Source organism: Robiginitalea insularis, from assembly GCF_052497835.1.
Genome location: NZ_CP199296.1, coordinates 364,973 through 384,447 on the forward strand (window position 1 = coordinate 364,973; position 19,475 = coordinate 384,447).

Annotated in this window: 22 protein-coding genes; 13 read left to right on the top strand and 9 right to left on the bottom strand. The window is 47.2% G+C overall.

What is annotated here, in order from left to right; all coding sequences use genetic code 11:
* Nucleotides 1-21 precede the first annotated feature (21 nt).
* The 3 genes from ACT6NV_RS01595 to ACT6NV_RS01605 all read right to left on the bottom strand — a co-directional run bounded on the left by ACT6NV_RS01595 (nucleotide 22) and on the right by ACT6NV_RS01605 (nucleotide 1,649).
* Nucleotides 22-1,029 (bottom strand): potassium channel family protein, encoded by a 1,008-nt coding sequence (locus tag ACT6NV_RS01595; protein WP_445385527.1) that lies wholly within the window; start codon nucleotides 1,027-1,029, stop codon nucleotides 22-24.
* 2 nt (nucleotides 1,030-1,031) lie between these two features.
* Nucleotides 1,032-1,259 (bottom strand): PspC domain-containing protein, encoded by a 228-nt coding sequence (locus tag ACT6NV_RS01600; protein ID WP_445386654.1) that lies wholly within the window; start codon nucleotides 1,257-1,259, stop codon nucleotides 1,032-1,034.
* 81 nt (nucleotides 1,260-1,340) lie between these two features.
* Nucleotides 1,341-1,649 carry a rhodanese-like domain-containing protein gene (locus ACT6NV_RS01605; protein ID WP_445385528.1) on the bottom strand — a complete coding sequence of 103 codons (309 nt, stop codon included), beginning with the start codon at nucleotides 1,647-1,649 and terminating at the stop codon, nucleotides 1,341-1,343.
* Between the two features lie 176 nt (nucleotides 1,650-1,825).
* On the opposite strand from ACT6NV_RS01605, the gene ACT6NV_RS01610 reads away from it, so the two are divergent.
* The 11 genes from ACT6NV_RS01610 (at nucleotide 1,826) to ACT6NV_RS01660 (ending at nucleotide 11,724) form a co-directional block, all read left to right on the top strand.
* Nucleotides 1,826-2,272, top strand: a complete 447-nt coding sequence (locus tag ACT6NV_RS01610; protein ID WP_445386655.1) for a MarR family winged helix-turn-helix transcriptional regulator — start codon at nucleotides 1,826-1,828, stop codon at nucleotides 2,270-2,272.
* Nucleotides 2,273-2,282: 10 nt separating this feature from the next.
* A complete protein-coding gene (locus tag ACT6NV_RS01615) occupies nucleotides 2,283-2,939 on the top strand; it encodes an NAD(P)H-dependent oxidoreductase (RefSeq protein ID WP_445385529.1) in 657 nt (218 codons plus the stop codon).
* Nucleotides 2,940-2,987: 48 nt separating this feature from the next.
* Complete coding sequence (locus ACT6NV_RS01620) at nucleotides 2,988-3,566, top strand: YceI family protein (RefSeq protein ID WP_445385530.1); 579 nt, start codon at nucleotides 2,988-2,990, stop codon at nucleotides 3,564-3,566.
* Nucleotides 3,567-3,803: 237 nt separating this feature from the next.
* Entirely contained in the window at nucleotides 3,804-5,201 is a 1,398-nt protein-coding gene (locus tag ACT6NV_RS01625; protein ID WP_445385531.1) for an anthranilate synthase component I family protein, read from the top strand.
* Nucleotide 5,202: 1 nt separating this feature from the next.
* A complete protein-coding gene (locus tag ACT6NV_RS01630; protein WP_445385532.1) occupies nucleotides 5,203-5,772 on the top strand; it encodes an anthranilate synthase component II in 570 nt (189 codons plus the stop codon).
* Nucleotides 5,769-6,761: an anthranilate phosphoribosyltransferase gene (gene trpD, locus ACT6NV_RS01635; RefSeq protein WP_445385533.1), complete on the top strand. Its 993-nt coding sequence runs from the start codon at nucleotides 5,769-5,771 to the stop codon at nucleotides 6,759-6,761. Before ACT6NV_RS01630 ends, trpD begins: the two co-directional genes overlap by 4 nt.
* Nucleotides 6,762-6,764: 3 nt before the next feature.
* Nucleotides 6,765-7,550, top strand: coding sequence for an indole-3-glycerol phosphate synthase TrpC (gene trpC, locus ACT6NV_RS01640; RefSeq protein ID WP_445385534.1), 786 nt, complete (start codon nucleotides 6,765-6,767; stop codon nucleotides 7,548-7,550).
* Nucleotides 7,547-8,206, top strand: coding sequence for a phosphoribosylanthranilate isomerase (locus ACT6NV_RS01645; protein WP_445385535.1), 660 nt, complete (start codon nucleotides 7,547-7,549; stop codon nucleotides 8,204-8,206). The genes trpC and ACT6NV_RS01645 overlap by 4 nt, the downstream gene beginning before the upstream one ends.
* Nucleotides 8,207-8,217: 11 nt before the next feature.
* Nucleotides 8,218-9,405, top strand: a complete 1,188-nt coding sequence (trpB, locus tag ACT6NV_RS01650; RefSeq protein ID WP_445385536.1) for a tryptophan synthase subunit beta — start codon at nucleotides 8,218-8,220, stop codon at nucleotides 9,403-9,405.
* 36 nt (nucleotides 9,406-9,441) lie between these two features.
* Nucleotides 9,442-10,203, top strand: coding sequence for a tryptophan synthase subunit alpha (gene trpA / locus ACT6NV_RS01655; RefSeq protein WP_445386656.1), 762 nt, complete (start codon nucleotides 9,442-9,444; stop codon nucleotides 10,201-10,203).
* Nucleotides 10,204-10,227: 24 nt separating this feature from the next.
* On the top strand, nucleotides 10,228-11,724 hold the full coding sequence (locus ACT6NV_RS01660; protein ID WP_445385537.1) for a M20/M25/M40 family metallo-hydrolase: 1,497 nt from the start codon (nucleotides 10,228-10,230) through the stop codon (nucleotides 11,722-11,724).
* Between the two features lie 16 nt (nucleotides 11,725-11,740).
* On the opposite strand, the gene ACT6NV_RS01665 is transcribed toward ACT6NV_RS01660, so the two are convergent.
* The 3 genes from ACT6NV_RS01665 to ACT6NV_RS01675 form a co-directional block, all read right to left on the bottom strand.
* A complete protein-coding gene (locus ACT6NV_RS01665) occupies nucleotides 11,741-12,181 on the bottom strand; it encodes a BLUF domain-containing protein (RefSeq protein ID WP_445385538.1) in 441 nt (146 codons plus the stop codon).
* A 62-nt stretch (nucleotides 12,182-12,243) separates the two neighbouring features.
* Complete coding sequence (locus tag ACT6NV_RS01670) at nucleotides 12,244-14,790, bottom strand: phosphoenolpyruvate carboxylase (RefSeq protein WP_445385539.1); 2,547 nt, start codon at nucleotides 14,788-14,790, stop codon at nucleotides 12,244-12,246.
* 146 nt (nucleotides 14,791-14,936) lie between these two features.
* Nucleotides 14,937-15,605, bottom strand: coding sequence for a uracil-DNA glycosylase family protein (locus tag ACT6NV_RS01675; RefSeq protein ID WP_445385540.1), 669 nt, complete (start codon nucleotides 15,603-15,605; stop codon nucleotides 14,937-14,939).
* Nucleotides 15,606-15,712: 107 nt separating this feature from the next.
* Here ACT6NV_RS01675 and ACT6NV_RS01680 point away from each other — a divergent pair, with 107 nt between their 5' ends.
* Nucleotides 15,713-15,841, top strand: coding sequence for a 30S ribosomal protein THX (locus ACT6NV_RS01680; protein ID WP_445382744.1), 129 nt, complete (start codon nucleotides 15,713-15,715; stop codon nucleotides 15,839-15,841).
* Between the two features lie 66 nt (nucleotides 15,842-15,907).
* On the opposite strand, the gene yaaA is transcribed toward ACT6NV_RS01680, so the two are convergent.
* From yaaA to ACT6NV_RS01695, 3 genes are all read right to left on the bottom strand, one after another.
* Nucleotides 15,908-16,669: a peroxide stress protein YaaA gene (gene yaaA / locus ACT6NV_RS01685; protein ID WP_445385541.1), complete on the bottom strand. Its 762-nt coding sequence runs from the start codon at nucleotides 16,667-16,669 to the stop codon at nucleotides 15,908-15,910.
* Between the two features lie 93 nt (nucleotides 16,670-16,762).
* Complete coding sequence (locus tag ACT6NV_RS01690; protein WP_445385542.1) at nucleotides 16,763-17,794, bottom strand: RluA family pseudouridine synthase; 1,032 nt, start codon at nucleotides 17,792-17,794, stop codon at nucleotides 16,763-16,765.
* A gap of 2 nt (nucleotides 17,795-17,796) precedes the next feature.
* Entirely contained in the window at nucleotides 17,797-18,384 is a 588-nt protein-coding gene (locus tag ACT6NV_RS01695; RefSeq protein ID WP_445385543.1) for a PASTA domain-containing protein, read from the bottom strand.
* A 97-nt stretch (nucleotides 18,385-18,481) separates the two neighbouring features.
* Between ACT6NV_RS01695 and ACT6NV_RS01700 the strand changes: the two genes are divergently transcribed.
* Entirely contained in the window at nucleotides 18,482-19,465 is a 984-nt protein-coding gene (locus ACT6NV_RS01700) for a D-alanine--D-alanine ligase (protein WP_445385544.1), read from the top strand.
* Nucleotides 19,466-19,475: the final 10 nt, after the last annotated feature.

A 19,475-nucleotide genomic window follows, 5' to 3' on the forward strand; every position in this document is an offset into this window, starting at 1 on the left:
CAAATATATTAGGGTAGCCGCCTACCCTATGTGGAACATTTCATTGAGCTTGCGGATCTGTTCCGGACGCCCCAAAACGATTACCTTACTTTTAGGCTGAAGGGGCATATCCGCCTCCGGATTTATTATGTAAGTGCCGTCGGGTTTAATGTACCCGATGATGGTACAACCCGTTTTTCGCCTGAGGTCCAGGTCGCGGAGGGAATTGCAGTCTACCTGGTCTGAAAAATCCTCAATGGCAACCTCTTCCAGGTTGGTGGTATCCCCTCCTTCCATTGAAAGCTTATCCATAAAGGTGATCAGGTCTGGTAGCACCACCAGGGAAGCCATGTGATCCCCTCCGATTTTATCTGGCATGATAACCTTGTCGGCCCCGGCCAGTTGCAATTTCTTCTGGGATGTAAGCTGGGAGGCGCGGGAAATGATAAACAGCTTTTTATTTAATTGCCGGGCAGAAAGCACCACAAAAAGATTTGCCGCATCATCCGGAAGGGCAGCAATAAGAAACTTGGCCCGTTTTACCCCCGCTTCCATCAGCACTTCATCTTCATTGGCATCACCCTCCACAAACAGTATTTCATCCTCATGCTTTTCGATTACTTCCCGATCCCGCTCGATGATCACAAAGGGTCGGTTGTAAGCATTGAGCCGCTGGGCGGCCTGGGCTCCGTTACGTCCATAGCCACAAACAATGACATGGTTTTCCAATTTGTCGATTCGCTGTTTCACTTTCTTCTTTTTTAAAAGTTGGAGGGAGTTTTTACTCAGAACATATTCGGTTACCACCGAGATGGCAAAGGCGAAAATAAAAACACTGGATATAATCAGGACAACGGTAAAAAGCTGTGCCTGCGTTCCCAGGGGGCGCACTTCCTGAAAACCGACCGTGGTTACGGTAATAATGGTCATGTAAAGGGCTTCCGTCCAGGAAAAGCCCGAAATATACCGATAGCCTGTAATACCGAAAAGCAGGACCGATCCCATAAGGAAGATGGCCAGATAGATTTTGGAACGGAAAAGCTTTAGCATAATTAAAGGTCGAAAACCGAGGTTCTTTTGGTGTATATCAAATCCTTAATCTTCAGCCAGAACGCGAGAAAGAGGTAAAGGGCGAAACCAAATCCGAGGGTTACGAAAGTAAGGTAAATAAAGGTAGTCCGCACCACCCTGGTCCGTATCCCCAATCGTTCGGCAATACGACGGGAAACCTCGAATCCTCTTTTCTGGAAATAATAGAGTATTCTGTAAAAAAGATTCATGTTCTCCATGCTGTTTCCAATTAATCAGGCCGTTGACATCCTGGCCCGGGCCATCGCTGATAAGCTTAAGGTTTAAACGGTTTAGCTCACTTCCCCTTCCCACTCGTTAAAACCGCCCATAAGATTATAGGTGACTTCAAATCCGCGCGCATTCATGAGGGCGCAGGCCTGCCCGCTCCTGTTGCCGGACCGGCAATAAATGTAATAATGTTTATCCTTGTCCAGTTTGTCAACCTCATCCAGGAAACCCTGGCCCATGTAAATATCTATATGCATGGCACCGGGGATGGCACCTTCTTCAATTTCCTCTTCCGTCCTGACATCCAAGATCACTGCTTTGTCGTCTTCTGCGAGTTTAGCCCGCCACTCTTCCTGAGTCAAATCTGCCATAAAATGCTTTTTAAACAAAAATACACAATCAATGTAAAGGCCGCCCATTTCAGCTATTTAAAAGTTGCTCAGCCTGAAAAAGGGACTTCCCGACTAATTAACAAAATTTTATCATATCCTGTTTATGATTAGGTATATAATTATATTACATTTGTATATACAATATTTGTATGGACATGAATGTTGAAGCAGCCATAAAAACTGAAAAAAAACTGCCCATAGGGCGGAGAACTATTATTCACTTAATGTTAATCAACAACAGGATTAACGAAGTGATAGTGAATGCCCTGAAGCCGTATGAAGTTTCGCTGCAACAGTTCAACGTGCTTAGAATATTGAGAGGTCAGCAGGGTATACCTGCAAACCTCGGTACGCTCAACGAACGGATGGTGTCCAAAATGAGTAACACCACCCGGCTGGTGGATAAACTGATCCTTAAAGGATATGTTGAGCGCAACATCTGTCCGAGCAACCGCAGGAAAGTTGAAATCTCAATCACATCATCCGGTTTTCAGGCCCTTGAAAAAATGGATAAGGCAGTAGAAGCTGCAGAGCAGGAGCTAATGCAACATTTCAGCAAGGAGGAATTATTATCACTTAACACACTTTTAGACAAAATTTAAACCCACGTATATGGAAACATCAACTCAAAGTATAAATGAAACGTATCTGTCTGATTTGCAATGGCGCTATGCCACAAAAAAGTTCGACAGCAGCAAAAAGCTGACAGAATCCCAGCTTTCTGAATTACTGGACGCCATTCGGCTGAGCGCTTCTTCTTATGGCCTGCAACCTTATGAAGTACTCGTTATATCCGATCCGGAAGTAAGGGAAAAGATGCTGCCAGCCTGCTGGAACCAAGCGCAAATAACCGATGCCTCTCAGGTTATTGTATTTGCCAGTCGCAGCAATTTTGATGACACCCTTGTTGACAACTATATTGAACACGTTTCAGAGGTCAGGGGAATCCCAGAGGCCGACTTAAAAGGTTATGGAGATTTTATGAAATCTAAGTTAACTCCGCTGCCAAAGGAGGTAAAAGCACAGTGGACGGCCAGACAAGCCTACATAGCACTAGGAAACCTGTTATCTGCTGCTGCTGCCATGAAAATTGACAGCTGCCCAATGGAAGGTTTTGAAGCCGATAAACTGGATGACATCCTGGGCCTGCCTGCCCGTGGCCTGCAAACCGCAGTTATAGCAACGGTGGGATATCGCTCTGAAGAAGATGAAACCCAGCACTATAAGAAAGTCAGGACACCAAAAGAAAAATTATTTACGCATATCTGATTATTAACCCATAATTAATTAAAACTTAAATCTCTAAAATTATCAACTATGAAAAGAAATGTATTAAGCCTTGCCCTGGCCATGGTATTTGGAACAGCCCTTGCCCATACGGAACCAGCTGAAGTGGAAAAAAAGGAAGTAAATGCTGATAAGAGCACAGTGTCCTGGAAAGCCTACAAAGTAACAGGTTCTCACAACGGGCTGGTAGAATTGCAATCCGGAGCTCTGATTTTCGAAGACGGTGCTTTAACCGGTGGAGAGTTTGTTGTGGATATGTCCTCCCTTATCGCCACCGACCTGGAAGGGGATTCAAAAGCTAAACTGGAAGGACACCTGAAATCTGACGATTTCTTTGGAGTAGCCAGCCACCCTACTTCAAAGCTGGTTTTTACAGAGGTAAAATCTACGGGTAAAAACTCCTATGAGGTTACCGGGGACCTTACCATAAAAGGAATCACCAAGCCCGTTACTTTTGATGTTTCCGTATACGGAAGCAAGGCCACAGCCACAATGAAAGTAGACCGCGCTCAATACGATGTGCGCTACGGTTCCGGAAGCTTCTTTGACAACCTGGGTGACAAGACCATCTACGATGAGTTCGACCTGGTAGTTGACCTAGAATTCTAGAAACCAGATTAAATTTGAAAGCGCCGGGAAATTCGGCGCTTTTTTTTTGGTTGCTGATTTGCAGAATAAAAATTGATAGCTATCTTTGAGCCTTATGCAATTGATATCAAACACAAACTGGTGGTGGAACTCTGAATACGAATTGTCGTGATCTGAGCCCCGCTTTATGTAAAATCCATATAAAGGCTTGTCAATCACGACAGGCCTTTTTTAGTTATCTGAAAACAATAAAATTACATGGTGTATCCTTTACAGACCCATTACAAGAAAATCCTGGCAGATACCATTACCCCGGTAAGCGTATACCTCAAGATCAGGGATCAGTTCCCCGGAAGCCTGTTGCTGGAGAGTAGTGACTACCATGCCAACGACAATTCCTTTTCCTACATCTGTTGCAATCCGATTGCCAGCATTTCTGTTCAAAATGAAGAAATCCAGCGGCATTTCCCTGACGGGAAAAAGGAAATTAACCCGATTACGGAAACTACCGACGTGGCTATGGAAATCCACCGGTTTGCCGGCATGTTCAAAGCCGAAAAGAACGATTTTAAATTCATTAACAATGGCCTGTTTGGATATATGTCTTATGATGCCGTCCGGTATTTTGAAGATATAGATATCCGCAAAAAAGACAATTCAACCCACATTCCGGACATTTATTATGCCGTATACCAAAATATCATTGCCATCAACCACTTTAAAAATGAGGCGTATTTGTTCTCGCATGCCTTTGGAGACGGTAATAATATTGCAGAGCTGGAACAAATCCTGTCCATTCAGACCTTTGCCTCTTACAACTTTGCAAAAGACGGGGAGCGGCTCTCCAACCTGACAGATGCGGAATTTTTAGAGCAGGTTGCCCGGGCCAAAAAGCACTGTGGGCGCGGGGATGTTTTTCAGTTGGTGCTCTCCAGGCGATTTGAACAGGGCTTTAAGGGAGACGAATTTAATGTGTATCGGGCCCTCAGATCCATAAACCCATCGCCTTACCTTTTCTATTTTGACTATGGAAATTTTAAAATATTCGGAAGTTCCCCGGAAGCGCAGCTGGTCGTAAAAGCCGGCAAAGCAGAGATACACCCCATCGCCGGGACGTTCAGGCGTACCGGGAATGACGAGGAAGATGCCAAACTGGCCAGGGAATTGGCTGCCGATGAAAAGGAAAATGCCGAGCATGTGATGCTGGTAGACCTGGCCAGGAATGATCTGAGTCGCAATGGGAATACCGTGCAGGTGGAGACCTACCGCGAGGTTCAGTACTTCTCGCATGTAATCCATCTGGTATCTAAGGTTAGCGGGCAGAAAAAAGCAGATATCCCCACCATGAAGATCGTTGCCGATACCTTTCCGGCCGGGACCCTCAGCGGGGCCCCGAAGCATATGGCCATGCAACTGATCGAGAAATATGAAAAGACCAGCCGGAATTATTACGGCGGTGCCATTGGCTTTATGGCCTTTGACGGGGATTTTAACCATGCCATTATGATCCGGACCTTCCTGAGTAAAGACCACAGGCTCTTCTACCAGGCTGGTGCCGGCCTGGTGGCGGCTTCCGATCCGGATGCGGAATTACAGGAAACCTACAATAAACTGGGGGCGCTGAACAAAGCCCTGGAAATAGCAGAATCCCTGTAAGATGAAGAAGGTATTAGTAATAGACAATTACGACAGTTTTACTTACAACCTGGTCCACTACCTGGAAGATCTGGACTGTGCAGTCACGGTCTGGAGAAATGACAGGCTGAACCTTGAGGAAGTGGCTGCTTTTGACCGTATTGTTCTTTCCCCGGGACCGGGGATACCGGATGAAGCCGGCTTGCTGAAAACAGTTATTGAGCGGTTTGCCCCTGAGAAATCCATATTCGGGGTGTGTCTCGGGCAACAAGCCATCGCTGAAGTATTTGGCGGTTCCCTGATCAATCTTCAGGAGGTCTATCACGGGGTGGCCACCAAAATTCGGGTGCAAACGGATGACCCGCTTTTTGAAGGGTTTCCGGAAGAAATAGAAGTGGGGAGATACCATTCCTGGGTGGTAAACCCCGATTTGCCGGACTGCCTGCAGGCCACCTCTTCGGATAAGAAGGGGCAGGTTATGTCTCTCAGACATAAAACCTATGATGTTTGTGCCGTCCAGTTTCACCCGGAATCCGTACTCACCCCCAGAGGCAAAGAAATGCTTGCGAACTGGTTAAACTCGAAAAAATGAAAGATATCCTCAATAAACTAATCGGACATCAGCTGCTTGGGCGGGAAGAAGCCCGCGAGGTATTGGTGAAAATTGCCGGGGGTTCATATAATCCCAGCCAGATCGCTGCTTTCCTGACAGTGTATATGATGCGAAGTATTACCACCGAAGAATTGGAGGGCTTTCGCGACGCCCTGCTGGATCTTTGCCATGCAGTGGACCTTTCGGAATTCAAGCCGATTGACCTTTGCGGAACCGGCGGGGATGGAAAAAACACCTTTAATATCTCTACCCTGGCCTCCTTCGTGACTGCCGGGGCAGGAGTACCGGTTGCCAAGCACGGGAATTACGGAGTCTCCTCCAACTGTGGCAGCAGCAATGTGCTGGAATTTCTCGGGATCCGATTTTCCAGTGAGGAGGCATTTTTGCGCAACTGTATGGAGCAGGCGGGAATTTGTATCATGCACGCCCCTCTTTTCCACCCTGCGATGAAAAATGTAGCCCCCATTCGAAGGGATTTAAGGGTCAAAACCTTTTTCAATATGCTTGGCCCCATGGTAAATCCGGCCTTTCCGGAACATCAGATGGTCGGGGTTTTTAATTTGGAACTCGCGCGGATCTACGGGTACCTGTATCAAAATACCGGGAAGAACTTTACCATTGTCCACGCCCTGGACGGCTATGATGAGATTTCGCTGACCGGGCCGGCCAAGATCATCAGTAACCGGTCTGAATCTATGCTGCGCCCTGAAGACCTCGGCCTTGAGGCCCTCACAGCCGAAGAAATCTATGGCGGGGAATCCGTGGAAGATGCGGCGCAGATTTTTCTGAATGTCCTGCAGGGAAGGGGAAGCCGGGCCCAGGAGGATGTTGTTTGTGCGAATGCAGCCCTGGCGATCGCAACTGCAAGCGGGGATTCCCTGCCCGACTCCCTGGTACGGGCACGGCGATCCCTAGAAGACGGCAATGCCCTCAAGGCCCTAAAAAAGTTACAGCAAATCAGCAGCTAAACCATGAATATATTAGATCGCATTGCAGCCGATAAAAAAGAAGAGGTCAGGCTTAAAAAGAAAGTAGTCCCTGTTGAATCCCTTCGGGAAACTGCATTATTCGTGCGTGATACCGTCTCTCTTAAAACCGCTTTGCAGGCCAAACGTTTTGGTATTGTAGCAGAGCACAAACGCCGCTCCCCTTCCCGGGCTGTGATCAATCAGGATTGCAGTGTGCAGAAGGTGGTTTCCGGATATGAAAAAGCTGGTGCAGCCGGAATTTCTGTACTTACGGATGGGAAATATTTTGGGGGTTCCCTGGAAGACCTGCTGCTGGCCAGGGCCACTACCGGCCTGCCAATTTTGCGGAAGGAATTTATGTTGGACGCCTATCAGCTCACTGAGGCACGGGCATATGGGGCAGACGCCATCCTGCTGATTGCCGCCCTGCTGTCTCCCGGCCAGATAGCGGAGCTGGCTGCTGAAGCACAAGCCCTGGGGCTGGAAGTTCTGGTGGAAATTCACAATGCTTTGGAACTGGAAGCTGCTTTACAGCCAGGGGTGGATATGATAGGGGTTAACAACCGCAATCTGAAGACCTTTGAAGTAAGTCTGGATACCAGTCGGAATCTGGCTTCGTCTATCCCCGACGCGTATCTCAAAATTTCAGAAAGCGGGCTGGGTTCTGCCCATCAGCTACAGGAGTTGAAAGCCTGTGGCTACCAGGGTTTTCTGATGGGAGAATCCTTTATGAAAGAACAGGACCCGGGCATAGCGCTCTCTGCCTTTTTAAAACCCCTGAACGGATGAAGATAAAAGTCTGTGGCATGAAATTCAATCCAGAGGCAGTGGCTGCCTTAGAGCCCGATTATATGGGATTTATTTTCTGGGATAAAAGCCCGCGCAACCTCAATCAACCCTTGCCTGAGAAGCTTGGCAGGCTTATTTCACGTATCGGGGTATTTGTCGATGCCCCAAAAGAATACGTAAGGAATAAATTTGAGGAACACCAACTGAGCGGAGTACAGCTACACGGTGCGGAAAGCCCGGCCTACTGCAGGAAACTACGGGAGGAATTAAACGAGTTCAGCACCAGCGAGGTATTTTTAATAAAGGCCTTTTCTGTGGGTGATACTTTCGATTTTGAGCATGTGGAGTCCTACCTTCCCATGTGCGATTATTTTTTGTTCGACACCAAGGGCAAGCTACCCGGGGGAACCGGCAGGGCATTTAACTGGGAACTGCTAAAGAGGTATCCCTTTGATAAACCCTTTTTCCTGAGCGGGGGAATCGGCCCGGATGACATCCCGAAAATCCGGGAATTCCTAAAAACGGAAAATGCTGTGTTCTGCCATGCGGTTGACCTGAATTCAAAATTTGAAATACAGGCGGGTGAAAAGGATGTGGAATCCCTGAAAACATTTATGGACCAAATACGCCGGCTGGACCATCAGTTTAAACAATAAAAAAAGAACCTATGCAATCATATCATGTAGATGAAAACGGTTTTTACGGAGAATTCGGAGGAGCTTATATCCCTGAAATGCTCTACCCAAACGTGGAGGAACTGCGCACCTCCTATCTGGAGATCATGTATTCGGAGGATTTTCAGAAGGAGTTTCGCAAACTGCTCCACGATTACGTGGGCAGGCCCACACCCCTTTATTACGCAAGCCGTCTTTCTCAGCGCTTTGGGTGTAAAATATATCTGAAACGGGAAGACCTCTGCCATACGGGAGCGCATAAAGTAAATAACACCATCGGTCAAATCCTGCTGGCTAAAAAATTGGGCAAAAAACGAATCATTGCCGAAACCGGAGCCGGGCAGCATGGCGTTGCCACAGCTACCGTCTGCGCCCTGATGGGGCTCCCCTGCGTGGTTTATATGGGGGAGGTAGATATAGCAAGGCAGGCCCCGAATGTCGCAAGGATGAAAATGCTGGGCGCTGAAGTGCGGGCTGCCGTATCTGGAAGCCGTACCCTGAAGGATGCCACTAATGAAGCGATCCGCGACTGGATAAACAACCCTGTAGACACCCATTACATTATCGGTTCAGTAGTAGGACCGCATCCGTATCCGGACATGGTGGCTCGCTTTCAGGCAGTGATATCAGAAGAGATACAATCGCAGCTGGCGGAAGCCGAGGGCCGGTCGGCACCAGATTATTTGATTGCCTGCGTGGGTGGAGGGAGCAATGCTGCCGGAACCTATTACCACTACCTGGACCAGCCTGAAGTTGGAATTATAGCTGTTGAGGCCGCAGGGAAAGGTATAGACACCGGTGCCAGTGCTGCTACTTCGGCCCTGGGAAAAGTAGGCGTGATCCATGCCAGTAAAACGCTGCTCATGCAGACACCGGACGGGCAGATAACGGAACCCTATTCCATCTCTGCAGGGCTGGATTATCCCGGAGTTGGACCCATGCATGCCAATTTATACACCAGCGGCAGGGCAGAATTCATCTCCATTACCGATGACGAGGCCATGCTGGCCGGAAGGCAGCTTGCCGAACTGGAGGGGATTATCCCGGCAATAGAAACCTCCCACGCCTTTGCAGTACTTGAAAAAAGGGCTTTCGAGCCGGAAGAAGTTGTGGTCATCAACCTCTCGGGCAGGGGTGATAAAGACCTGCAAACCTATATTGACTATTTTAAACTTGCTTAAGGAATCCCAATGATGATGCGTGAAAAGACCCAAACCCTGAATCGTATTGACAGCACCATGCAAAAAGATGGTAAACTGCTGTCAATTTATTTTACGGCCGGCTACCCTGAACTGCAGGATACCCTCCCGGTGCTGGAGCAATTACAGGAAAGCGGGGTGGATATGGTGGAAATAGGTCTCCCTTTCAGCGATCCGCTGGCAGACGGGCCCACCATCCAGCAAAGTTCCACTCAGGCGCTGAAAAATGGGATGGGAACGAGTAAACTGTTTGAGCAACTAAAAGACGTTCGCGATAGCATACACATCCCCCTGATCCTGATGGGCTATTTTAACCCGGTGCTGCAGTACGGGGTAGAGGCCTTTTGCAGCAAATGCCGGGAAGTAGGAATTGACGGGCTGATCCTCCCGGACCTGCCCCTTGATATTTACCAGAGGGAGTACCAGCCCATTCTGGAACGCTACGGCCTGAAAATGATATTTCTGATAACTCCACAGACCTCGGAGGAGCGTATCCGGCAAATCGATGCTGCTTCAGACGGATTCATTTATATGGTGAGTTCTGCCAGCACCACCGGGGTACAGGACTCGTTTGGGTCGGATAAGGAGGAATATTTCAAAAGGATTGCGGGAATGCAGCTCAAAAACCCTCAGGTGGTTGGATTCGGCATACACGACAGAGAGAGTTTTGAAGCAGCTGTGCGCTATGCTAAAGGCGCAATTATCGGCTCGGCTTTTATCAAATCGCTGGCTGCATCCGGAATTAATGGGATTACAGATTTTATCAAAAGAATTCGCTAGATTTAAAACAAATTATAAAGGCCCATGCGCAACTCCCTTTTACTCCTGTTATGTCTGGCAACGTTTCCGGTTTTCGGACAGGATAACGTCCAACTTAAAACCCAGGTCCGCCATACCATTGATGAATTAATTGATTTTATTTCCATTCCCAATGATGCCCTGGATCATGCAGACATCAACAGGAATATTAGCTGGCTCACTCAAAAGTTCAACGCCCGGGGATTCAATACCAGCGTCTTGCCCACCGAGGAGGAGTCCCTTTTTTTTGCAGCACTTCCCATGGAAACCGGGAAACCAACCCTCTTATGGTATATGCATTTTGACGGACAGTCTGTTGATCCCTCCAAATGGGACCAGCCAGATCCCTATAAGGTTGTTTTAAAAGCTGCCGGTGAAGAAGGAAGCTGGGAAACCAGACCCCTGTCCGAACTGAGCGAGGATATCGATTACTCATGGAGGCTTTTCGGAAGGTCTGTTTCCGATGACAAAGGGCCCATAGTCATGTTCCTGAATACTATTGACCTGCTCCAGAAAAATAAGGTGGAGCTTCCTTTTAATATTAAGGTTATTCTTGACGGACAGGAGGAGCGCAGCAGCAAACCGTTGCCCAAGGCCGTGGAAACCTATAAGGATCTGCTGGAAGCAGACTACCTGATTATCGGGGACGGGCCTATGCATTACTCGGGAAAACCCACTCTGGTTTATGGGTGCAGGGGCATTACCACCATGAGCCTCACCACCTATGGCCCCATAAGACCTCAACACAGCGGTCATTACGGAAACTACGCCCCCAATCCGGCCTTTCAATTGGCTGAGATCCTGGCCAGCATGAAAGATGCAGATGGCCGGGTAACGATCCCCGGGTATTACGATGGCATTGAACTGACCGATTCGGAACGCAGTATTTTGCAGGCAGTCCCGGACGATGCTGCAAATATTAATTCGGCCCTCCAAATAAGCGAGCCGGATAAGGTTGGAGGCTTTTATCAGGAAGCCCTGCAATATCCCTCACTGAATATTCGGGGGATGTCTTCCGCCTGGGTAGGCCCTCAGGCGAGGACCATTGTACCGGCATCCGCTACTGCGGAATTAGACTTGAGGCTGGTGCCGGAAACCAAAGGCGACCGGATGAAGTCTTTGGTTAAAAAACATATAGAGGGGCTGGGATACCGGATAACCGATACGGTTCCGGACGCCCAAATGCGGGCAGCTTATCCGAAATGGGTTACTATATCGGAGTCTGACGTCACTGATGCCTTCCGCACCCCACTTGATAATACCTTTGGGACGCATCTGGTAAAAACACTCAGCTCAACATTTGAAGATCAGGTGGTACAAATCCGAATCACAGGAGGTACGGTGCCCATCGCGCCATTTATAAATGCCCTTAAGGTACCGGCTTTTATCCTGCCTGTGGTTAATCCTGACAACAATCAGCATTCTCCAAACGAGAATCTGAAGATCGGTCAGATATCTTATGGGATCAGGGCGATGTATGCTATTCTCAGTTCCGCTCCTTAAGCTCTGAAAGTTCAATTCAGCTACGGTAGAATCCCTTCTCCTGAAAGAGGGAATAGACATTATACCAGAACACTTTAGTGGTGTGCCGGAATTTTCCGGAATGCGCATCTATTTCTGCTACGCTTGTGGCAATGGCCTGCTCTTTTTCGGTCTCGATTCCCCCGGATAAATTTACATAGGCCATCTCCCATTTGTCGAATAGACGTTCCTCTATTTCACCCTCAGAAAGTATTTCCACCAGGCTATGACGCGGATCCAGTTTTATGGTGGTGTAAACCTCCCTCACGTACTTCTCCGAACCTTCAAGGATCTGTATAAAATAACCCTGGTTAAATACCAGGCAGCCGGTTATCCCCCTAAGGCTGTTCTTCTTTTTGGATATCCGGAGAATTTCATCAATATCCTCTGGTCGGATATCTTTTTTTGCTAAAGAACGATAAGTAATTTGGTACGCCATCCCTTTGCAATTTATGTTAGGACTATATTATGTTGAACGCAGCTAAGTATAACTTATTTCAATCAGGCCGAATTCCGGCTCGCATTGATATTTCCGTAAAGCGAACGGGTAACAATCTTCTCGTACACTTCCTTGTTTTCAATGTCCTCCCCGATCTTCTGCAGGGCATATTGCTGGATCACCAGCAAGGGCAAAACTATATTTTCCCTGATCTTAATGGATTCCCTGGATACCGATTCATTTTCCATAAGCTCCTGGCTACCGGAGATCTGCAGAAGCATCCTCTTTGAAAGGCGGTACTCCTCGTACAGAATATTCCAGAATGCCCCGTACTTGGGATCGTCTTTCATATAACGGGTTAGCTCAAAATAACTCTTGCGCAAAGACATCATACTATTGAGCATCAGGGCCTTGAAAAATGGAACTTCCCTGTATAGTTTTTTTAAGTCTGACAACTTGCCGGCATCCTTCAGGCTTTTGAGGGCTGTTCCGATTCCAAAATACCCGGGCACATTTTGTTTTAACTGACTCCAGGAGCCCACAAAAGAAATGGCCCGCAGGTCACTTAATTCCAGTTTTTCCTTATTACCCCTTTTTCCGGGCCGGCTCCCGATATTGGCCTTGGTGTAAAACTTCAGTGTGCTCCGGTTTTCAAGATACGGAATAAACATGGGATGCTTTTTCAGGGCATCGTACTTTTCAAAACTGATCTTTGACAGCTTTTCTATTAACTGCCGCTGCTGGGCCGTTATAATATTTTCCTTCCCGAAAATGGTATTAGACAAGCCCGCTGTAAGCAACTGTTCGGAGTTGTGCATAAACAACTCCTTGGTACCAAAAGTTGAGGTTATAGTTTGCCCCTGTACAGTCAACTGTATTTCATGGTTTGCGATTTTCTTGGATTGAGCTGCATAAAAGCGATGCGTTTTCCCCCCGCCTCTGGCTGGCGGGCCACCGCGCCCGTCAAAGAAGATGGCTTTGATTTTATTCCTCCTGCAAACTTGTGAGAGCTGTTCCTTGGTCTTGAAAATAGACCAGTTGGCTTTCAGATAGCCCCCGTCTTTGGTGCCGTCGGAAAACCCGAGCATGATGGTCTGCACTTCCCCCCGGAAAGACACATGTCTTCGATATTCAGGAAGATCAAATAGTGACTGCATGGTAGCTTCCGAAGAATCCATCCCCTTCATAGTTTCAAAAAGCGGGATGATATCGAAGGTAATGTTGTCCGAATCCCAACCAGACCATCGAAACAAGGCATATACAAACAACACCGAATAGATGTCTTCCGAATTACTGATAATATACCTATTACAGCCATCCTCCCCGTTTATTTGCTGGATTTCCTTTAACTGGGCGATGTTTACCAGGGTATCCCTCACCAGCGGGTCCTCAAAAGCTGCCGGATCCGGGGCAAGTTTTTCTTTTATCAAAATCCGCGTTAATTCGCTGTCTGCAAGCTCTTCCAAACTTTCTTTGACAAAGCCCGCTTTTATAAGAATCTGGGTTACGGTTTTCAGGTGGATACTGTGGTCCTGCCGGATATCCAATGCTGCAAAATGGGTCTTGAAAAGATGTACCTTATCAATAAACCGATCCAACTCCTTAAGGTAAAGACTGTGGTAGTTATCCTTTAAAACTATCCGGGCGGCTTCCAATTGTTGCAGAATATCATTGTAGTCCATTGTTTTCTTCTTATCAAACATGGCTACATACACTTCGTTGCGCAATTGTTGCAACAATTCCTGCACCCCGTTAAAGGATATTCTCCTTTGCAGCAGTTTCAGGTCATTGTAATAACACTTCATCAGGGTCGTCCGCAACTCATCGGCAACGTCCCTTGTTATGGCCGCGGTTACAAAGGGATTCCCGTCCCGGTCTCCTCCGGGCCAGAAACCCAGTTTGATGATGTTCGGGTTATGGTAATTCCCTTTTTCAAAACTGCCTTTGATATAGTCATAGAGTTCGCCCACTGCATCGTAGTAGACATACCTGAGGATATAAATAATGTTTTTGGCTTCATCCAGGGGGGTGGGTTTACGGCGGTTGATCAGGGAAGTCAGCCCCAGTTGCTGAAGCGTTACGTCTATCTCGTCAATTTTATTCTCCAGGATCAAACTTCGCAGTTCTGAGATAATATCGAGCACCGCGGGGGTATAAAACTGCGTAGGGTGCGCGGTCAGGACGATACGGGCGCTGAATGATTCCAGTTTTTTTGAAACCCTGTCCCATCGCTTGTTTTTCCGGGCCAGCTGAAAATAATCCCTTATGGAAAGGGATTCTGTATGCGCGTGCAGCTTCGGGAAGGCGGCATCCTCCACACTGTCGTATAATACTACCTGCCGTTCCACATACTGGATAATACGGAACATAAAATCAATGCGCTCCTTTTCTGTTGTAAATCCTGGTAAACTGTCAAAGAAGGACTCTAATATTTCCTTGGGATTCTTTCCCGAATCCAGACCATGCTGGCATTGCCGGAACAAAAGCGGCACAAAAATACCAACATGCTCCATGTTTGTATAGGGCAAATTCAGGAACAGGCTGTTGTAGACATTGAATTTATTCCTTACTGACTTCTGAAATTCTTTTAATCGTTGCCCCTGGCTCATAAAGTAGTATCTCGTTTTTTAAACCCCGATCGCTTATTCGACTGGTTTAAGACAAATAAAGGTCCAATATTAGTTTGAATCTGCAAACAGTTGTTTGGCAGTGATAACAAAATAGGATAAGAAGACTACAAAACCAACAATCCGGGTTAGAAAAATGGTTTGTATTGATCCATTCTGAATTTCAAGGTATCATATCCCTGATCTTTTGCCTTACGCGCCTTGTATTCGGGCAGGCTGCCCACCGCCCGGTTGGCAGACCCGGAAGGAGCCGTGAGCGATACCGTCCTGATAATTCTTTTTTGAGCGGAAGAATCCCTTATTTCAAATTGGTGGATTCTGGGAATTTCATCACTTATGCGGGTGAATTTTATTCCTGTTTCCCTTAAGAGCCTGCGAAACAAATATTCCGGACCATTCTTACTGTTTCCCCCTGTAAACAAGAGCGTACCTATAGTAGGATATTTTCTGATATAGCCCAGCATATCCCTCAACTCAATATTTGACATCCCCAAATCCGAAGCATCTATTTTTTCCCGCTCTGCCCTGGCAACCACATCGCAAATCCCGATTTTACGCCTGCGCAAAAAGGTTTTTCGGGCCTCTACAGCACGCTGGCTGGTTTCAAAGGGTAAATCGAGATCAAACAGCTGATCAAGGATTTTCCATAGCTGTCCATCCCGGCTGCCATAGCAGAAATCCACATCCCCATCCTTCAGTAAACCCATACTGAAACGGGGCGGGGGAAGCGTCCCTACGATTAACTTGCCGACGCCTTCAAAGAGAAAGGGTTCGTATGGATGTTTGTGAAGAAACATGGAATTGCTCTTAGTACTGAAATAATAAGGGATTTACTTTGTCCTGCCTCTTATTTTTATTAATTTATTAGAACTGCCTAAGTGTATTAAATACAAATTGAAAAACCATGGGAAAAGGAGATAAAAAGACGAAAAGAGGGAAAATTCAGAATAAGTCATACGGGGCACGGCGGCCCCGGAAAATTCGAAAGCGAACCCGGGTTGAAGAAAAAATCAGCCCCAAGGGAAAAGCCTGAGCTGATTATGTATTTCCAGCGAATACCTGAAGTGCTTCTACTTGTGGGAAGAGCTGAAAATTGATCTTATCGTACAAAAACGGGCTGATCCGCTTTCAGGGTATGTTCCTTGCTGTATTGGTAGCCGTCATAGTCAAAAGCCAGCAAGTCTTCCAGGCTGTTCACGTCCTTATCCAGGATATAGCGGACCATAGAGCCTCTCGCCTTCTTGGCAAAGAAACTGATTATGCGCAATTTATCCTTGCTCCAGTCTTTGAATACAGGACTGATTACAGGCACTTTCAGCTTTTTTGCGTCAACTGCCTTAAAATATTCATTACTGGCCAGATTGATGAATAATTCCCCCTCTTCCAATTCCTCGTTCAGACTGTTTGTGATCGTTTGTTTCCAGAATTCGTAAAGATTCTTTTTCCTGCCAATTTTAATATCCGTTCCCATCTCCAGCCGATAGGGCTGAATAAGATCCAGCGGTTTCAGAACACCATAGAGACCGGAGAGAATCCGAAGGCGTTCCTGCATACTTGCAATTTGGTCTTCCTCAAGGCTGTAGGCGTCCAGCCCCTGATAAACATCCCCGTTAAATGCAAAAACAGCCGGTCTGGAGTTATCAGAGCTAAAAGGCAGGCTGAAATCCTGATTCCGCTGCCAGTTGAGTTCCGCAAGCTGTTCCGAAATGTTCTGAAGCTTTTTAAGGGCTCCGGGTTTCTTAGGTTTTAAGACCTTATTTATGCGCTGTGCTTCCTCGAGAAAAGCAGGAAGACTGTGTCTATTCGTCGGCAATGCCGTTTCGAAATCCAAAGATTTGGCAGGAGAAATTACAATTTTCATCTTTTCATTCAATTTATCAGGTAAAGGTACTAAGCGTCCTATTTAAGTCCGTCTCAGTTTAAAAAGACTTCTTTATAACATTATCAGCTCCGTTTATAAGTCTTGCTGGTGTTTGGCATAATGCCGCCATTTCTCAATACAGGCCTTCATATCTTCCGGCAATTCGGCCTTAAAGAAAAGCTGCTTTTTGCTTAAGGGATGCTCAAATCCGAGGGTATGCGCGTGAAGTGCCTGCCTGGGAAGCAATTTGAAGGCATTTTCAACAAATTGTTTGTATTTGGTAAAGGAAGTCCCTTTCAGGATTCTGTCTCCTCCATAACGGGCATCATTAAACAGCGTATGGCCTATATATTTCATATGGACCCGGATCTGATGCGTCCTGCCGGTTTCCAGCCTGCAGGAAACAAGGCTTACATACCCGAATCGCTCCAGTACCTGATAGTGGGTAACTGCATCTTTTCCCTGCTCTCCTTCCGGAAAAACCTGCATTTGTAAACGGTTCTTGGGATTGCGGCCAATAGCGCCTTCAATGCGCCCCGAATCGTCCTCCACATTTCCCCAGACCAAAGCCAGATATTCCCTTTGGGTAGTCTTGTCAAAAAACTGGCGGGAAAGTGAAGTCATGGCTTCTTCTGTTTTTGCAATAACCAGCAGCCCTGAGGTATCCTTATCGATGCGGTGGACCAGCCCGGGTCGCTTATCTGAATTCAGAGGGAGCGATTCAAAATGGTAAGCCAGGGCGTTGACCAGCGTGCCGGAATAATTCCCATGCCCAGGATGCACTACCATTCCGGCCGGTTTGTTTACCACTAACAGTTCCTCATCTTCATAAACGATATCAAGTGGGATATTCTCAGGGGTCAAAAGGAATTCGTAGGGCGGGTGCTCAAAGAGCACGCGGACCACATCCCCTGCCTTTACGCGGTAATTTTGCTTTACTATTTGTTCATTAACCCGAATATTTCCGGCCTTGGCCGCCTGCTGTATCTTATTGCGGGTGGCCTTTTCAATAAAGTTCATGAGGTATTTGTCTACCCGCAGTGGCTCCTGCCCCTGGGCAGCCGTAAAACTATAATGTTCGTACAGCTCGTCTTCTCCGTTTTCTTCCTGTTCGGCTGCCGTCATCACTAGTTGGAATCCGCTTTGATCCTGGCCTGATCAGGGATGGTCCCATTCCCGCAGATCAATTCAATTTTCGAAGTCTTGGGCAATTTTTCTCCCGGGTTGATATATTTTCCCTGGTAGCGGATGCGGTATACCATATCCTTACCGAGTTCGTCTATATAAGTTACCCGCTGCACGTCCAGCCCTACCGCCCTGAGCATGGAAGTGGCATTGCGCTGCGTCACCTGAATGATATCCGGGATGGTCACTTTTTTATATCCTGAAGGGTTTACGGTTACGTAAATTTTCCGGTTTGTCTTTACCTTGTTTCCCGCCGGCGGGTTTTGTTCAATAATAGAGAAACGCGGATATTCCGGGTCGAAATTTGCCGAATCCACCACCTCGTAGCGTAACTCAGCCTCCTCAATAACTTCCCGCATTTCCGGAACGGATAAACGGGCTAGATCCGGGACTACCACAAACTCTCCATGGCGTGTGGAGCTTTTCAACCATTGCAGGGCCAGAAAGCTACAAATAACAACAGCTACAAGGGCCAGAGCCAGTTGGGTCAAAAAAACTTTTGACCTCAAAAAATTCAGGAAGTTTCGCATACCTCATTTATTCAGTTCACAAATATAGGAAACCCACTCGTTTTTATTTATTTTGGTAACCACTATAACGGGGAATTAACGTATCCGAAACCAGCCAATGAAAAAGAAAATAGCCATTGTTATGGGAGGGTTTTCCAGCGAGTATGGCATCTCAATGCAAAGCGGACAGGTCGTTTATGAAACACTGGACCGCGATCGCTACGAGCCCTACCGGGTGGTGATAAACAAAGATAAATGGGTGTTGCTCGATGAAAAAGAGGCTGAAATCCCCATTGACCGGCATAATTTTTCCGCTGTACTTTCAGGTAATACCCTGCATTTCGATTGTGTTTTTAACGCCATTCACGGAAGCCCGGGAGAAGATGGCATGCTGCAGGCTTATTTTGAGCTGCTGCAGATGCCCCATACCTCTTGTGGTCATTATCAGGCCGCACTCACCTTCAATAAAAGGGACCTGCTGAGGGTCTTAAAAGCTTATGGAATCCCCTGCGCTCCCTCGTATTCCCTGGATATGGGACAGGAGGTCCGCGAAACCGAAATCCTCAGTGCAGTGGGCTTACCCTGTTTTGTAAAGGCCAATCGGGCCGGTAGCAGCTTTGGGATCAGCCTGGTCAGGAAGGCAGAAGAACTTGGGCCAGCCCTGGAAGTTGCCTTTAAGGAAGACCAGCAGGTCCTTATAGAAAAAGCCCTGGAGGGAACCGAGGTTTCCGTTGGGGTAATCCGGTATCATGGGAAGACCACGGTTCTCCCCATTACTGAAATAGTCTCCGAAAATGATTTTTTTGACTATGCCGCCAAATATGAGGGAAAATCACAGGAAATAACCCCGGCCAGGATTAACGCTGAGGTTCACAAGAAGGTTGCCGATACGGCTGCATTTATCTACGATATCCTGAAAATGGAAGGCTACAGCCGAAGCGAATTTATTGTGGTGGATGGCATTCCGCATTTACTGGAAATGAATACTACCCCGGGCCTGACCCGGGCCAGTATCCTGCCTCAACAGGCCAGGGAAGCAGGAATTTCCCTGCCGGAACTCTTCGGGAGTGCCATTGAGGAAGCTTTGGGGAAAAAACCCTAATTTTAAGCTG

Bases quoted from the DNA above. Each gene is read 5' to 3' on its own strand.
- ACT6NV_RS01620 (WP_445385530.1), top strand. From the start codon at position 2,988: ATGAAAAGAAATGTATTAAGCCTTGCCCTGGCCATGGTATTTGGAACA.
- ACT6NV_RS01595 (WP_445385527.1), bottom strand. From the start codon at position 1,029: ATGCTAAAGCTTTTCCGTTCCAAAATCTATCTGGCCATCTTCCTTATG.
- ACT6NV_RS01610 (WP_445386655.1), top strand. From the start codon at position 1,826: ATGAATGTTGAAGCAGCCATAAAAACTGAAAAAAAACTGCCCATAGGG.
- trpB (WP_445385536.1), top strand. From the start codon at position 8,218: ATGCAATCATATCATGTAGATGAAAACGGTTTTTACGGAGAATTCGGA.
- ACT6NV_RS01675 (WP_445385540.1), bottom strand. From the start codon at position 15,605: ATGTTTCTTCACAAACATCCATACGAACCCTTTCTCTTTGAAGGCGTC.
- trpD (WP_445385533.1), top strand. From the start codon at position 5,769: ATGAAAGATATCCTCAATAAACTAATCGGACATCAGCTGCTTGGGCGG.
- trpC (WP_445385534.1), top strand. From the start codon at position 6,765: ATGAATATATTAGATCGCATTGCAGCCGATAAAAAAGAAGAGGTCAGG.
- yaaA (WP_445385541.1), bottom strand. From the start codon at position 16,669: ATGAAAATTGTAATTTCTCCTGCCAAATCTTTGGATTTCGAAACGGCA.
- ACT6NV_RS01665 (WP_445385538.1), bottom strand. From the start codon at position 12,181: ATGGCGTACCAAATTACTTATCGTTCTTTAGCAAAAAAAGATATCCGA.
- ACT6NV_RS01690 (WP_445385542.1), bottom strand. From the start codon at position 17,794: ATGACGGCAGCCGAACAGGAAGAAAACGGAGAAGACGAGCTGTACGAA.
- ACT6NV_RS01670 (WP_445385539.1), bottom strand. From the start codon at position 14,790: ATGAGCCAGGGGCAACGATTAAAAGAATTTCAGAAGTCAGTAAGGAAT.
- ACT6NV_RS01645 (WP_445385535.1), top strand. From the start codon at position 7,547: ATGAAGATAAAAGTCTGTGGCATGAAATTCAATCCAGAGGCAGTGGCT.
- ACT6NV_RS01615 (WP_445385529.1), top strand. From the start codon at position 2,283: ATGGAAACATCAACTCAAAGTATAAATGAAACGTATCTGTCTGATTTG.
- ACT6NV_RS01630 (WP_445385532.1), top strand. From the start codon at position 5,203: ATGAAGAAGGTATTAGTAATAGACAATTACGACAGTTTTACTTACAAC.
- ACT6NV_RS01600 (WP_445386654.1), bottom strand. From the start codon at position 1,259: ATGAATCTTTTTTACAGAATACTCTATTATTTCCAGAAAAGAGGATTC.
- ACT6NV_RS01695 (WP_445385543.1), bottom strand. From the start codon at position 18,384: ATGCGAAACTTCCTGAATTTTTTGAGGTCAAAAGTTTTTTTGACCCAA.
- ACT6NV_RS01700 (WP_445385544.1), top strand. From the start codon at position 18,482: ATGAAAAAGAAAATAGCCATTGTTATGGGAGGGTTTTCCAGCGAGTAT.
- ACT6NV_RS01625 (WP_445385531.1), top strand. From the start codon at position 3,804: ATGGTGTATCCTTTACAGACCCATTACAAGAAAATCCTGGCAGATACC.
- ACT6NV_RS01660 (WP_445385537.1), top strand. From the start codon at position 10,228: ATGCGCAACTCCCTTTTACTCCTGTTATGTCTGGCAACGTTTCCGGTT.
- ACT6NV_RS01605 (WP_445385528.1), bottom strand. From the start codon at position 1,649: ATGGCAGATTTGACTCAGGAAGAGTGGCGGGCTAAACTCGCAGAAGAC.
- ACT6NV_RS01680 (WP_445382744.1), top strand. From the start codon at position 15,713: ATGGGAAAAGGAGATAAAAAGACGAAAAGAGGGAAAATTCAGAATAAG.